Raw genomic sequence first — 13,938 nt, forward strand, 5'->3', positions numbered from 1 at the left:
AGTGAAGATAGCATTGGTCATACTGGCCGCCGGGCTGAGCCGCCGTTTTCGGCAACAGGCTGGCGAGCATAAGCTGCTGGCTGACCTGGCGGGCAAACCGGTACTGCAGCACACGCTGGAGAATGCCGCTGCCAGCGGGCTTGACCTGTTCGTGGTGACACGTCCTGATGCTGTTGCTATCCACATGCTCTGCTCGCAGGCGACTTTAGTACCCTGTGACAGCGGCGGGCTGGGCGAATCGATCGCTGCCGGCGTTGACGCCAGCCGCGACTATGATGGCTGGCTGATTGCGCTGGGCGATATGCCGTTTGTCACGCCTGAAAGTTATCGTGCGGTCAGTGCCGCGCTGGCGGATGCGCCGATCGTCAGGCCGTGGATTGACGGCAGGGCAGGCCATCCGGTGGGCTTTCAGCAGCAATGTTATCCGATGCTGAGCGTTTTGCAGGGCGATGCCGGGCCGCAGGCGGCAGTGAAGTCACTGGCCGTCCGGCTACCGCTTTACGATCGCGGCTGCCTGTGTGATATCGACTTCCCCGCCGATCTCCAGTTAATAAAGGAATTTTCATGATAACGCTGGATCAACGCGTCATTGATGCGGCACTCAGCAGTTGCCAGGCGGGCCAGCAGGTCTGGCTGTGCACGGTGCTGCGCACCTACGGCTCTTCACCGCGCGCGCCGGGCACGCTGATGACGGTTAACGAAACCGGGGCGTACTGCGGATCGCTGTCAGGCGGCTGCATTGAAGAGGATTTTCTGGCACAACTGGCGGCGGGTGCCTATCGCGCCAGCAGTCAGCGTGTGCGATACGGCGAGGGCGGCATGCGGCCTGACGTCAGTCTGCCGTGTGGTGGCAGTCTTGAGATCGTCATAGAGTTTCTGCCGCCTGACGACACTACGCTGGCGCTGCTGACGGCGATGCAGCGCGCGCTGAGTGGACAACAGCCAGTGGTAAAAATGATACGGCCCGGCGAACGCGCGCAGTGGGAAATCCTCACCGTCGATCGGGTTTTACCCGCGCTGGATGCCAGCGAAGACCACATGTTACTGCCGGTCGGTGCGATACCGGAACTGCTGATCGCGGGCTACTCCAGCGTGGCCCATGAGTGCATCCGGCTCGGGCAGATGCTGGGATTTCACGTGCGGGTCTGTGAGCACCGCCCGGAGATGCTGACGGAACTGGAGAACCACTTCAGTGGTGCAGACAACGTGACGCTGGTGTCACAGCATCCGGCTCGCTGGCTGGAGCTGAACGGCGCGCACGCGGCGGTGGCGATTGTAGCATTGACCCACGATCCGCGTATTGATGACCTGACCATGATGGAGGCGATTGCCACACCCGCATTCTATATCGGCATCATGGGATCGGTGAAAAATAGCGAGAAACGGCGGGCGCGACTGCAACAGATCGCCGGACTGGATCGTGCCGAACTGGACCGCATCCATGCGCCCATCGGCCTGCCTATCGGCAGCAAAACGCCGGCAGAGATTGCGCTGTCGGTTATGGCCGATATCGTCCGGGTGAAAAACCGCGGGGAGTCAGCCGCCTGATGCCGGTTTCTCCTCGGGAGCCAGCCGATAGAGGTAGCTGCCCGAATAGGGGACAGGCAGGAAATCCCGAAACAGCTGTCGTAACGTCTGTTCAGGATCGACGTCATGAAACAGCTGTGGATAGAGCGTAGTCGCGAAAAACTCGGTCGCGACCACATGCCACGGACTGAGATAAAAGTTGTGCCAGATGGCGCCGGCATGACCGTCGCGCAGTGCTGTGAGTTGCTTCAGCGCAGTCTGCTGACCCGTCAGCGCCAGCAGGCTTTGCCGGGTTTGCGCCGTGGTGACGGCGGGACCAGCCTTCAGCGCGCCTGCGTCATCAGCGCTGCCGGTGCCGGTGGCGAAGTAGTAATCCGGCTGGGCCGCAATCACGCTTTCCTCACTCAGCCGCCCAAACACCCCTTTGATCTGCTGGCTGGCAATGTTGTTGCCACCGGCAAACTTCAGCAGCTCACCCAGATTACCATTGACCGACGTCACGCAGCACTCACTGCGGCGTCCAAGATGCAACTGCAGCAGCACGGACGGTTTCGGGCCATGGTAGGCCGCCAGCCGGCTCGTAATGCGCTGCATATGGCTGCGGTAAAAGCGATTAAAGTCAGCAGCACGCTGGGGCTGATTCAGTACCTCACCCAGAAGCGTGATGCTACGCTCGGTGTTTTTCAGTAGCTCAACCCGCAGATCGATTTTCACTACCGGGATATTCGCCGCCGCGAGCATCTTCTCCAGCACGGCGCCGCTTTCACTGCTGCGGGCCAGCTGCGGGAGGATGACCACATCAGGCTTGAGCGCGATCACCTGTTCAGGGTTCATGTCATTGACGCCATCCAGACCCAGTACCGGGATAGTGTTCATCTGGGGAAACTGGCGGGCAAAGATCTGCCAGGTCTGGGGATCATACTTCTTCAGATCCTGCGGCCAGCCAGCGATATGCTTTAGCGGATTGCCTGGCGTCAGCAGCGCAACGCTGTAGAGCATCCGGCTTTCACCCAGCACAATACGCTGCGGATGGTCTGGGATGGTCACCTGGCGACCAGTGATGTCGGTCAGCGTGCGGGCGTGTACTCCTGCGCTGACCAGCATCACGCCGAGCATCAGCATCGCAGATCGAAGCGATTTAAAATTCAACACGGGCCTGTACCATCAGGTTGCGGGTTTCGCCTTCACGGACGCGCAGATTGCCGCCGCTTGAAGTGTAATAGTGCTGATTAAACAGGTTATTGACGTTCAGACGCAGCTCGGTTTTTTCGCCGAACAGGCGGTTTTTCCACGCGACGAAGCTGTCTGCCACCACATAGTCGGGCAGGGTGAAACTGTTATCGGGATCGCCTGCGCGACTACCGATATAGCGCGCGCCGCCGCCGAGTCGCAGCGAGCCTGGCAGACCACTGACCTGCAGGTCATGACTCAGATAGAGCGCACCGGCATGACGCGGGGCGTTCTGCAGACGATTGCCGTTGTTATCCGGATTAACCCGGTCGCTGACGATTTCCGTCTGATCATAGCTGTAGTTCGCACTCAAATCCCAGCCTTCAGCAATCTGGCCGTTCAGCTCAAATTCAGCACCCGTCGATCGCGCTTTATCAATCGCCCGCGTGCTGCCATTGATATTCAGTGACATCGCCCTTTCATCTATCCGATAAAGCGCCACGCTGGCCAGCAGTGCCGGTGATAGCTGCCATTTACTGCCGACTTCCCAGCTGGTGCCCTGTTCCGGTTTACCGACGTTGCCGTCATCATCGACATCGGTTGAAGGCGTGAACGACTTGCTGACGCTGGTATAGAAAGAGAGATCTGGCGTGAGTTTGTAGATCACCCCCGCCTGCGGCAGGAATTTATTGCCCTCATCGTTAAGTGTCTCCACCTGCGGATTAAAGCCGCGCGAGGCGCGCTGTTCATAATGCTGATAGCGACCACCCAGCACGACAATCCAGTCACGTGACAGGGAAATGCTGTCTTTAGCGTAGAGCGAGCGGCTATGAATACGGTTCAGATTATTGGCTGCTGCGCTGTTTTCCGTACTGTTGTCCGTGACCGGTGACAGCAGGTCATAGTCGGGATTGAAATAGTTGAACTGGCGGTTAATCTTGCCCTGATACTGATGGGCACGATAAGTCTGGTTCATCTCATAGTCGGTGCCTGCCACCAGCGCGTGCTGCATCCCCATGATTTCCGGGTTACCCAGCAGATCCCAGCTCAGGTATTTGGTTTTATGGTTAAACCCGCGATTGGCATCGGCACGACGTGTCACCACGCCGCTGGTGGCATTCACCGCTGTCACGCGCACCTCGTTATTGTCATAACGTCGTTGATTCCAGCCCAGCGTTAACCGGGTTCGCCACTCATCATTAAACTGCCAGTCATAGTGGGCATTCAGGGTTTTGTTATGGCCCCAGGCGTGGTTGGCTTTGTCATCCAGGCGATCTTTATAACCGATGTCGATCGGCTTGCCGTCGATAAAGGCCGTGCCGCGATCGTAGGGAATGTCATAGCGATAGTCGGCATAGCTGATGAGAAAGCTGGCCTGCTCACCGAACCACTGCAGTGATGGCGCCAGTAGTGTGTGATCTTCACTGCCAAAGTTGCGCCAGTAATCCTGATTCTGCTTTTCGGCAATTAGTCGGAAGGCAAAACCGTTGCCCAGCGGGCCGGTAACATCCACCGTACCTGCGCCGCCACCTTCGCTGGCGTAACGCCCGGTGACGCTGGAGTGCCAGTTGTACTGCGGCTTTTTGCTGACCACATTGATAATGCCGCCTGGATTCTGGATGCCATACAGTAGCGAGGAGGAGCCTTTCAGCACCTCAACCCTTTCGGTGGTGGCGTCAAAATTGAGTCCCTGACTGCTGCGAATGCCATCCCGGTAGACCGACCCATCAGCGTTGCTGCCAAAACCGCGTCGGACAAAACCATCTTCGGTGCCTGCCAGCGTGTTCGCCTCGGAGACGCCGCTGACAAAGCGCATCGCATCCGCCAGAGAGCTAGCCTGAAAGTCCTCCAGCTGCTGTTGTGTGACGACGCTCACCGATTGCACCTCGTCGAGCCGCGCGGTCGGCATTTTGCTGGCGACGCTGCTCTCGCTGGCGCTGTAATTTCCCTCTGCGCTGGCATCCGCAGTCACGGTCATATCCTGAGCGCTGTCGGCTGCTGCACGGACCTGCGGCAGCATCATGCTGCCGCACATCGCCACGACCAGAGCGGGGTGTCGGGCCGGATATCGTGAGTCTTTGTTTTTCATTTTTCTTTTCGTGTCTGTAACTGGCAGTTTCTGAAGCTAATACGCCCTGATGGCTGTCATTCACGCAGGGCTTCCCTGGAGGTGGTCTGCAATATGCAGCGCGTTAAGCAGAGGAGAGCACATCAGGGTCAGACATCATTACGTCGCCCGGACGACAATACTTCTCATCTGTAATTGAGAATCATTCAAACATCCGATAATGTAGTAGTAAACATAAATCGCAGCAGTTCTGCTACATTTTTGACGCATCGCTTTTGATAAGATAATTGTTCAGGGTTTATGATTAATTTATTGATAATATTAAATATCTATGCATTAAAGGATGCGGTAAAAGGGCTTTATCCCTGGCTTTTGCAGGTGAAATGCATAACAGCATGGGACTTTCACTACATTTTCATGTTCTGAAAATGTCACCGTGGTTACAGACCGGTAGTGAGCCTTTCTTACTTTTAACGTCAGCAGCAGGAACAGCATGAAACTGAACAGGCCGATCAAAAACAGAGTGGATGTGGTGGCAGAGCGTCTTCGTGCCCGCGAAAAGCAGCTCTCTCCCCGCCTGCTGGCCGTGGCGCGTTATATTGACCAGCAACGCGAAACGGTGCTCGAAAGCACCGCGATGGAGATCGCCGTGGCGAATCATACTTCTGATGCCACGGTGATCCGCGCTATTCAGGCACTGGGCTTCAGCGGGCTGCGCGACCTCAAGCAGACGCTGAAAGCCTGGTTTGGTCCGTCGCTGACCTCTGAAGATAAGATGGTCACCACTGTCAGTGAGGTGACCAGCGACGTGAACAGCGCCATCGACTTTGTGCTGAGCGGCCACCGGCACGCCTGTGAGGTGCTGTCGCAGCCGCAGAATCGGGTGGCGGTGGCCGATGCCGTAGCACTGCTGGGCGAAGCGCGGGAAGTCGCTATTTTTGGCATAAATGCCTCGGGAATTCTGGCGGACTATAGCGTGCGGTTGCTAAACCGTATTGGTCTTCCCGCCTTCTCTCTGAATCGCGCCGGTATTGCGCTGGCAGAACAGATGCTGGCGCTGCAGCGTGGTGACGTGCTGGTGATGATGGCGCAGCAGTCGGCACACCGGGAAGGCACTACCGTGGTACGTGAAGCGAAGCGGCTGGGTATTCCAGTCATTCTGTTGACCAACGCCACTGATTCCTTTTTCGCGCGCGAGGCGGATGTGGTGATTAATGTGCCTCGCGGTGGCGAGAAGGGACGCATTCCGCTGCACGGCACGATTATGGTCTGCCTGGAGATGCTGATCCTGTCGGTGGCCTCGACACTGCCGCAGCGCACGGTTAAAACTATGAAACGGTTACAGGATCTCTATCGCGGGCTGAAATCTGCCAGTAAAAAGTAACAAATATCACTAAGCCGTGACCGGAATTTCCCGATAGACCGATTGTCATGGCTTCCTTTAAGTCAAATTTCTCCGCTTTGCGACGTCGATCGCGTCTTTTCTTCTGCCTCTTTTCTCAGACGTCTACGCTTACAGCTGCCGCGCCACCGGGTGCGACACTTACTTTCATTTTAATGTTGATTTGTGCGGAGCTGCTGATGAAACCCCTTCACGCGCAATACCTTTTTTGCTGTGCAACCCTGAGCCTGCTATCCCCTCTGCCTGCTCTTGCCTGGAGCGATCTCACCGTTTTTGGCGATAGCCTGAGTGATGGCGGCAACGTAGGCCGCTTTACCTACGATAGCGCGACCCATCCGCTTTATGACGAAATCCTGGCGCAATCGCTGGGCGATACCCTGCGTCCCTCATCCCAGGGTGGACAGAACTATGCCGAAGGTGGCGCCGTTGCAGTGCCGGCGATCAATCCTCTGTTTAATACTCAGGATCAGCTTGATAGCTACCTTGCGGCGCGCGGCGGACGGGCCGACCCGAACGGTCTCTACATTCACTGGATTGGCGGCAATGATTTAGCGGCGGCAGCCCTGGCGCCGCTTGCTGCGCAGCAGATCGTGGATAACAGTGCCAGTGCAGCGGCCTCACAGGTCATCCGGTTGCTGAATGCCGGGGCCGGAACGGTGATTGTGCCGACGGTGCCGAATGTGGGAGCGACGCCTGCTTTGTTGCAGGCGATACTGCAGGTGCTTGGCCCGGCCGCGCAACCCGCTACGGCGGCGCTGTTTCAGTCGCTGAGCACCACCACCACACCGGACCGTGCTGCAAGAGAGCAGGCGATTGAAACCGCGCTTAACGAGGCGGCGGGACAGGTCTCTTCGATTCCGCTTATCCGCGATGCCCTTGCGCAACAGCTGTTTGCCGCCTGGCAGTTACTGAGTCAGGAGGCTGCGTCTCTTACCGATCGTTACAATCAGGCTGAAGAACAGGGGCTGGTAGCAGCACGCGGGAACATCGCGCGGGTGGATATCAATGGCCTGTTTAATGAGGTGATTGATAATCCGCGTCTGTATGGACTCAGCAATACGGCGGGTATGGCCTGTCCGCCTGGCGTCTCATCCATGGACTGTACTTCCTCAACGCCAGGATTTTCGCAGTCACAGCAATATCTGTTCGCCGACCGACTGCACCCCAGCCCGGCAGTGCATGCGCTGATCGCCGATTATATTGAGTCGGTACTGAATGCTCCGCTGCAGGTGGCGGCGCTAAGTCAGGCGCCGTCGATGCTGGTGGGCGATGCGCATAATACGCTCGATGGACATCTGCAGCAACAGCGTCAGCAGCCCGCCAGCGCGGGTGAGTTGACAGTTTTCGGCGGTTATGCCGGGCAGCAGCGTGATTTTCGCGGCGACAACCTGCTCGATGGCGATGCTACCAGCGCCACTGGCACCGTGGGTGTCGGCTATCAGCTGACCGATCACTGGCAGGCCGGAGCAATGCTCTCCACCACCTCGCAACGTCAGGATCCCTCATCGCGCTTTGATTACCGTTTACGCGGCAATCTGGTGGCGCTCTGGAGTCAGTTCAATTATCTCGAGAGTGGATGGATTAATGTGGATGTCCATTATGCCGATCTCAACTTTGATGATATCAAGCGTCAGATCAGGCTGGGACCGGCAACACGCACTGAAAAGGGCAGCAGTGACGGCACAGTGCTGGGTATGCGGGTACAGACCGGCTGGGATTTACCGCTGGGTCGCTATGTCTCCACCGGCCCGATGGCCAGCTATGCGCTGGATTACACCCAGGTCGATGGCTATAAGGAAGAAGGCAACAGTAGTACTTCTATGCGCTTTGGCGACCAGACACTGCATTCCCAAATCGGCTCAGTCGGCTGGCGCATCGACAGCAAAGAACTGCTGATCAATCCCTGGGCGCAGGTCAGCTATAACCACCAGTTTGGTGACAGCGACTCTGCGGTCACCGCCGGATTGAAGTCGACCCGCACCGCCTTTACCCGCAGCAGCGGTTCCCGTGATGATAACTGGATCGATATGGCGGTCGGTGCGAGCGTGCCCATTGGCGCATCGGTCAATGCGTTCGCGGGCGTCTCTGCTGTGGCAGGCAACAGCGACACGCATCAGGTGACATGGAATGTCGGGCTTAACGCCCGCTTTTAAGCATTCAGCGTTGTCTGTCGTTATCCCAGGAGGAGAACGGCGGGCAATGTTGCTGCGGGATGGCACCCTCATTATGCCTCCGGCACGCTCAGGTGTTTCACTCTCCTGAAGCGTGCTGTTTTCACGCCTCTACCCGCGCTGCAGTGTGATAACGTAACGGCTCAGTCCAGGAGCCGGAGTGCATCATGATTGTCAGACAGGCATCGCCCGAAGAGGCACATGTGTTATGGAATATTCGTAATCTGGCCATCCGTCATGGCTGCCAGAATGCCTATCCACCCGATGTCCTTGCGGCGTGGACGCCGGACCGCATGCCGGCCAGTTTTCCTGCGATGATTCGTGTAAATCCCTTCTTCGTGATTGATGGCCCGGACGGTATGTCGGTTGCTATGGGATCGCTGGATCTCGCTGCCAACAGCGTTGAAGCCATTTTTACGCTGCCCGATTTCGCCGGACAGGGAATGGCGGGTCTGATCATCGACACCATCAAAGCGGAGGCGCTGCAGCGAGGCTATCGCCGGTTGACGCTTGAGTCGACGCCGAACGCCGTGAGCTTTTATCAGCAGCATGGCTTCCGGCCGCTGGGTGAAAGTCTTTATCCATCAAAGCTGGCGGGCTGCGCGTTGCGCTGTATGGCGATGGAGATTGACCTGTAATTGCGGACACTCCCCGGCCTGAGGAAGAGTGGGAAAAGTTTCCCGCGCAAAGACTTCGCAAGCCACCGCCGGTAAGGTATAGTCCGCGTTTTTTGGAGGAATCATGCTGACTGGATCATCAACACGTCTTAATAAATACATCAGCGAGAGCGGTATCTGCTCCCGTCGTGACGCCGATCGTTACATCGAGCAGGGCAACGTTTTCATTAACGGCAAACGCGCCTCTGTAGGCGCGCAGGTATTTGCAGGCGATGTGGTGAAGGTGAATGGTCAGCTGATTGAACCGCGCGACGAAGACGATCTGGTGCTGATTGCGCTCAATAAGCCTGTGGGGATCATCACCACCATGGAAGAGGGTGAGCGGGATAACATCAGCGACTTCGTCAATCACAGCAAGCGCGTCTTCCCGATAGGCCGCCTTGATAAAGACTCTCAGGGCCTGATCTTCCTCACCAACCACGGTGATCTGGTCAACAAGATCCTGCGCGCCGGTAACAACCACGAAAAAGAGTATGTCGTGACGGTCGACAAGCCCATCACCGACGAGTTTATCGCCGGAATGAGTGCAGGCGTACCGATGCTGGGCACGGTGACTAAAAAGTGCAAAGTGAAAAAAGAAGCGCCGTTTGTCTTCCGCATCACACTGGTTCAGGGTCTGAATCGTCAAATCCGCCGCATGTGTAAGCATTTTGGCTTTGAAGTGACGAAGCTGGAACGTACCCGCATCATGAACGTCAATCTCAAAGGCTTACCGCTGGGGGAATGGCGCGATCTTACCGACGACGAACTCGTTGAGCTGTTTAAACTGCTGGAGAACTCCTCCTCAGAAGATAAACCCGCAAAGAAAGCCAAAGCCCCGGCAAAAGCCGCCGCCGTTAAAAAACCGCAGAAGAGTGCCGCTAAACCGGCTGAAAAAACGGACGCCAGCGGTGCATCACGCAAGCGCTTTGTGCAGCCGGGACGTAAGAAGAAAGGGCGCTAAGATCCGTCCTGTGCAGAGAGCGATAACCTCGCTCTCTGTGCTTTCACTACGCCATCACGGAATAATCCCTGCCACCCGAAAGCGGGTAAACAGATCGCAGAACATCTCATCGGTTGCACGATAACCGTGAAAACCCGCCCGCCGCAGTTTGCTGCCATCGCCAAACATGTCGTAGTTCCAGCCAAAAACAAAATCTGCGAAAGCGCCGTCACTGAGCCTGAGAATATCGGCTTCGACCAGTGCGTTTTCGGCGGCGATGCCCCCCCACAGCGCACGATAGTCCTGAAACATCTGCCGGAACGACAGCGAGACGGGTGGCGCGACGTCCAGTTCAAACCAGGCTGCAATCACCGGCCACAGCTCACACCAGCGCCAGAGATCGCCATTGTTGATGTTAAACGCCTGATTGTGTGTATCAGGGCTGCGCGCGGTCCAGATCGTGGCGTCGGCCAGCAGCGTGGCATCGGTAAAATCGACTAAGCTGTTCCAGGTTTTCTGCGAACCGGGAAAGCGTAAGGGCAGTCGTGTCGCACGACAGATCGACGCATAGATCGCCAGGCTCAGTGCCAGATTCATACTGTTGCCAGGCCGGTTACTGCCGACGACACCAGGCCGTAAAGCACTCCAGTGCCAGGCTTTACCCAGCTGCTGTGCAGCCAGCCAGTTTAGCTGTGCGGCATTGAATTCGGCACCGGGTACGCCAGCATCGCTTTCCCGCGCCGGCGTTTTAAACTGCCCGAGATGGGCGCCATACACTTTGTATCCCTGCATCAGGCTGACATGTTCAAGCGGAGCGATATCTTCCATTACCTGAACCAGATTCTGCAGCATGGCGAGATTGGGCCCAACCATCGACTCCCAGTCAGCGCTATTCAGCCAGGCGCTGTAAAAGATATGGGTGACGTCAGTGAGCGAGGCCAGCCGTTCACGGCTCTGCTGCGGATCGCGCAGATCCACTGCGATGACCCCGGCTCCGTTAACTGCAAAGTCTGACCGATGAGTGAGCGCGGTTACCTGCCACTGGTCTGCCACCAGTGCCTGGCTGAGTTGCTGGCCGACAATCCCGCTGGCTCCTGCCACCAGCGCAACCTTTTTACCTTGCGTCGTTTTCATGTTTACAGCCTTGTTAAGAGAGAAGCCGCATTCTCACCTGCGCTTAATTCTGATTAAATACCCTCAACCGGATATCATTTATCAGAAAAATCAATAAATGCAGAACAAACTGACGGCGATACAGACTTTCGTCCGGGTGGCGGAAGCGGGATCTTTTTCAGCAGCGGCACGGCAAAACGGCATGAAGCAATCGGCGGTGAGCCAGCAGATCGCAGCACTCGAGGAGACGCTGGGTGTGGTGCTTTTGCACCGCACTACACGAAAAATGGCGCTGACGGAGCAGGGGCAGCATTATCTCCAGCAGGTCAGGCTAGTGCTCAGCGCAATGGAGGAGCTGGAGGAGCAATTGCGGCCCGGATCGCAGCCGCTTCACGGCAAACTGCATATTCAGCTGCCGAGCGGCATCGGGCAGCGATTGATGCCGCATCTCATCGCCTTCCAGCAGACACATCCCGCGCTGCGTCTGAATATTGCGCTGGAGGATCGCCTGTCGGACCTCATCGCCGAGGGCGTGGATGTGGCGATTCGCCTCAGCGAGTCACCGCCTGCCACTTTAGCTGCCCGCCCGCTGACCACGGTTGAAACCGTGCTGGTGGCTTCCCCGGAATGGATGGCACGTAACGGCACACCGCAGACACCCGATGATTTGCAGCGCCATCCCCACATACGTTTCAGCGGTGTGTCACCCAATGCGCAGCTGCAGCTGATTTCGGCGGAGGCGAAAGTATCTGTGCCGGTAGAGAGTGTATTTCGCTCTAACAACAGTGATGCACTCATGCAGGCGCTTGAAGCGGGGCTGGGGATCGGCGGCTTACAGACGCTGATGGGTGCAGACGCGTTGGCATCTGGCCGACTGATACGGGTGTTACCGGACTGGCGACTTCCCGACCGCTATCTGTATGCGGTGTTCCCTGATGCCCGTTTTATTCCTGATAAAGTCCGCAAGCTGGTGGCGAAGGTGAGTGAGGTACTGGTGGTGCGGTGATAAGGGTGATCCGGTAAGGCTTCCAGCCTCCAATACCTGACGGGTTATAACGGCATCCTCTTGCCTCCAGATCAAGCAGTGAGCTTCTCCCCCTATAGACCTTAATGTGCTCATATTCAGAACAACGACACTTTTCACCCTGATCCGGGCGTGGCAGGATAAGCGCAATCAATCAAGGAGTGTCCCTGATGTTACTGAAAGGTATGAACGATCCGCTGCTGAAAGCGTATCAGCATCCCAAATCACGGATGATGATCAGCCGTTTCAGGGGGCTGGCGGGGGATCGAAGACTCAGTGACTGGCAGGCGTTCTGTATTCTGGTCACCGGTTTTACCAATTACTGGTATGTGCAGGCGGGTCACTACGCCATTAATGTCTCGCTGACGAAAACCCGCCAGTTTGACTTCCTGCAGGACTTTTTGCATTTCACGGTTACGCTGGATGGGTTGATTGGGGATGAACATTTTCGCAGCCCGGACTTTGTGCTGCCGCATTACGATGTGCCCTATGAATTCTGCCGCTGGCGCAACAAACGCGGTTATGACGCCTTAACGACCTATGTCAGCAAACAGGGTGTGAAATCCCATAAAGGGATGTTCGTCGCTTCTGAGGGCGCTTCTCCGGAGGAGCAGGTGATGAAATGGGAAGGGGTGGTCAACGTCTATGACAAAACTTTTTTCAGCGTCGGTAACTTCAATACCACCCAGGAATTCCTGATCAAAGACATCAGTAAAGCTATTCAGGAAGGATTACTGAAGCACCTGAGTTTTTACCGCGATCTGTTTCACTATATCTTTCCGACCCCGGCGGAGGCGCGGTTGCAGGCGCGTGATGACAGGCGCTATCTGGCTAAAAAATAGCACCTGAGCATCTCTGCTTTAGTTCAGGGATGTCGCCGCTGAAACACGACGCCCCAGGCAGTTAACTGGCCGCACAATAGGTTTTACCACTTCATCTCGCCGGTATTAACTTTGGCGCTGAGTTCCAGCGAAGCCGGCTCAGCCAGTTCTGGCCAGGCGGCTTTCATGGTGGTAATCACCTTTGATGAGGTTTTGTCTTGTGACAGTGCCGCTTCAAAAAGCTTCAGGTAATTCAGAGTGAAATCAATCGCCTGCGAACCCGCAGGACGTGCACCGAGGTAGTGACCCGGAATAACCGTTTTCGCATTCAGCGTCTGCATTTCAGTAAGGATATGACGCCACTCCGCGCGGCTCTGAACGGTCTGGGTGTCAGCCGTCCAGACGTGAATACCAGAGGAAAGGGCCGTTCCACCCAGAATGGTGCGCGCAGCGGGGATCCAGATGTAGGCGGCATAGTGCTCAGGATGACGCATTTCCAGCTGTTCGCCGTCAACGCTGAAGCTTGTCTGATGCGTTACTTCAGGCACGAACACCTTATCCGGTGCGCCCTGCTTCATCTGTGGACCCCAGTACTTCAGCTTGGCGTCATGTGTCTCCTGAATATGTTTCACCACCGCAGGCGCGGCAACCACTTTTACATCCGGCCAGGCCTTAATAATCGGCTCCAGACCAAAGTAAAAATCAGGGTCGCCTGAGGTGATCACAATTTCCTTCAGCTTTTTACCGTTCTTTTTAATCATCTCCACCAGTTTTTCACCGTCGAGCGTGCTGAACTGTGCATCAAACAGGATCGCTTCGGTTGGCCCGGAAACCAGCGTGGAGGAGACAGGAAAGATGCCCTTCTCCTGCGGATTATAGGTTTCCAGTTTCAGACTGGCCGCGCTGGCGGAGGCCGAAGCCAGAATTAACATCACAGGTAATAGTGTGGTTTTCATTGAGAATCCTCAGAGATAAATGCCCGCTTCAGGCAGGGGTATCGGGCGCGGTTTAGCGTCAGTGGCGCTATTCTACCCATTTGAGAA

General features: G+C 56.5%; 12 protein-coding genes. 8 read left to right on the forward strand and 4 right to left on the reverse strand.

All coding sequences use genetic code 11. The annotated features are described in order from the left end of the window. Position 1: 1 nt before the first annotated feature. Positions 2-568, forward strand: coding sequence for a nucleotidyltransferase family protein (locus tag ACR8BF_RS18885; RefSeq protein WP_434746114.1), 567 nt, complete (start codon positions 2-4; stop codon positions 566-568). Continuing rightward, the gene (locus ACR8BF_RS18890) at positions 565-1,548 is read left to right on the forward strand and encodes an XdhC family protein (RefSeq protein WP_434746115.1); all 984 of its coding nucleotides are present in this window, start codon (positions 565-567) and stop codon (positions 1,546-1,548) included. The genes ACR8BF_RS18885 and ACR8BF_RS18890 overlap by 4 nt, the downstream gene beginning before the upstream one ends. Here ACR8BF_RS18890 and ACR8BF_RS18895 read toward each other — a convergent pair. Beyond that, positions 1,537-2,631, reverse strand: a complete 1,095-nt coding sequence (locus tag ACR8BF_RS18895; protein ID WP_434746221.1) for an ABC transporter substrate-binding protein — start codon at positions 2,629-2,631, stop codon at positions 1,537-1,539. The two genes, ACR8BF_RS18890 and ACR8BF_RS18895, sit on opposite strands and share 12 nt — an antisense overlap. Positions 2,632-2,665: 34 nt before the next feature. Further along, entirely contained in the window at positions 2,666-4,786 is a 2,121-nt protein-coding gene (locus ACR8BF_RS18900) for a TonB-dependent siderophore receptor (RefSeq protein WP_434746116.1), read from the reverse strand. Between the two features lie 472 nt (positions 4,787-5,258). Here ACR8BF_RS18900 and ACR8BF_RS18905 point away from each other — a divergent pair, with 472 nt between their 5' ends. The 4 genes from ACR8BF_RS18905 (at position 5,259) to rluF (ending at position 9,958) form a co-directional block, all read left to right on the forward strand. Next, positions 5,259-6,149 (forward strand): MurR/RpiR family transcriptional regulator, encoded by an 891-nt coding sequence (locus ACR8BF_RS18905; RefSeq protein ID WP_434746117.1) that lies wholly within the window; start codon positions 5,259-5,261, stop codon positions 6,147-6,149. A 197-nt stretch (positions 6,150-6,346) separates the two neighbouring features. After that, positions 6,347-8,320: an autotransporter outer membrane beta-barrel domain-containing protein gene (locus ACR8BF_RS18910; RefSeq protein WP_434746118.1), complete on the forward strand. Its 1,974-nt coding sequence runs from the start codon at positions 6,347-6,349 to the stop codon at positions 8,318-8,320. Positions 8,321-8,505: 185 nt separating this feature from the next. Continuing rightward, positions 8,506-8,976 (forward strand): GNAT family N-acetyltransferase, encoded by a 471-nt coding sequence (locus tag ACR8BF_RS18915; protein WP_434746119.1) that lies wholly within the window; start codon positions 8,506-8,508, stop codon positions 8,974-8,976. 103 nt (positions 8,977-9,079) lie between these two features. After that, positions 9,080-9,958 carry a 23S rRNA pseudouridine(2604) synthase RluF gene (gene rluF, locus ACR8BF_RS18920; protein ID WP_434746120.1) on the forward strand — a complete coding sequence of 293 codons (879 nt, stop codon included), beginning with the start codon at positions 9,080-9,082 and terminating at the stop codon, positions 9,956-9,958. 54 nt (positions 9,959-10,012) lie between these two features. On the opposite strand, the gene ACR8BF_RS18925 is transcribed toward rluF, so the two are convergent. Continuing rightward, complete coding sequence (locus ACR8BF_RS18925) at positions 10,013-11,071, reverse strand: SDR family oxidoreductase (protein ID WP_434746121.1); 1,059 nt, start codon at positions 11,069-11,071, stop codon at positions 10,013-10,015. A 97-nt stretch (positions 11,072-11,168) separates the two neighbouring features. On the opposite strand from ACR8BF_RS18925, the gene ACR8BF_RS18930 reads away from it, so the two are divergent. After that, complete coding sequence (locus tag ACR8BF_RS18930; protein ID WP_434746122.1) at positions 11,169-12,056, forward strand: LysR family transcriptional regulator; 888 nt, start codon at positions 11,169-11,171, stop codon at positions 12,054-12,056. A gap of 188 nt (positions 12,057-12,244) precedes the next feature. Further along, on the forward strand, positions 12,245-12,916 hold the full coding sequence (locus ACR8BF_RS18935) for a hypothetical protein (RefSeq protein WP_313552731.1): 672 nt from the start codon (positions 12,245-12,247) through the stop codon (positions 12,914-12,916). Between the two features lie 83 nt (positions 12,917-12,999). Here ACR8BF_RS18935 and ACR8BF_RS18940 read toward each other — a convergent pair whose 3' ends face one another. Next, positions 13,000-13,851, reverse strand: coding sequence for a Vmh family MBL fold metallo-hydrolase (locus ACR8BF_RS18940; RefSeq protein ID WP_292986131.1), 852 nt, complete (start codon positions 13,849-13,851; stop codon positions 13,000-13,002). Positions 13,852-13,938: the final 87 nt, after the last annotated feature.

Source organism: Candidatus Pantoea rara, assembly GCF_051136265.1.
GTDB lineage: Bacteria > Pseudomonadota > Gammaproteobacteria > Enterobacterales > Enterobacteriaceae > Pantoea > Pantoea rara.

Excerpts from the sequence above, each read along its gene's own strand:
- ACR8BF_RS18890 (WP_434746115.1), top strand. The coding sequence starts at position 565 with ATGATAACGCTGGATCAACGCGTCATTGATGCGGCACTCAGCAGTTGC.
- ACR8BF_RS18895 (WP_434746221.1), bottom strand. The coding sequence starts at position 2,631 with ATGCTGGTCAGCGCAGGAGTACACGCCCGCACGCTGACCGACATCACT.
- ACR8BF_RS18900 (WP_434746116.1), bottom strand. The coding sequence starts at position 4,786 with ATGAAAAACAAAGACTCACGATATCCGGCCCGACACCCCGCTCTGGTC.
- ACR8BF_RS18905 (WP_434746117.1), top strand. The coding sequence starts at position 5,259 with ATGAAACTGAACAGGCCGATCAAAAACAGAGTGGATGTGGTGGCAGAG.
- ACR8BF_RS18910 (WP_434746118.1), top strand. The coding sequence starts at position 6,347 with ATGAAACCCCTTCACGCGCAATACCTTTTTTGCTGTGCAACCCTGAGC.
- ACR8BF_RS18915 (WP_434746119.1), top strand. The coding sequence starts at position 8,506 with ATGATTGTCAGACAGGCATCGCCCGAAGAGGCACATGTGTTATGGAAT.
- rluF (WP_434746120.1), top strand. The coding sequence starts at position 9,080 with ATGCTGACTGGATCATCAACACGTCTTAATAAATACATCAGCGAGAGC.
- ACR8BF_RS18925 (WP_434746121.1), bottom strand. The coding sequence starts at position 11,071 with ATGAAAACGACGCAAGGTAAAAAGGTTGCGCTGGTGGCAGGAGCCAGC.
- ACR8BF_RS18930 (WP_434746122.1), top strand. The coding sequence starts at position 11,169 with ATGCAGAACAAACTGACGGCGATACAGACTTTCGTCCGGGTGGCGGAA.
- ACR8BF_RS18935 (WP_313552731.1), top strand. The coding sequence starts at position 12,245 with ATGTTACTGAAAGGTATGAACGATCCGCTGCTGAAAGCGTATCAGCAT.
- ACR8BF_RS18940 (WP_292986131.1), bottom strand. The coding sequence starts at position 13,851 with ATGAAAACCACACTATTACCTGTGATGTTAATTCTGGCTTCGGCCTCC.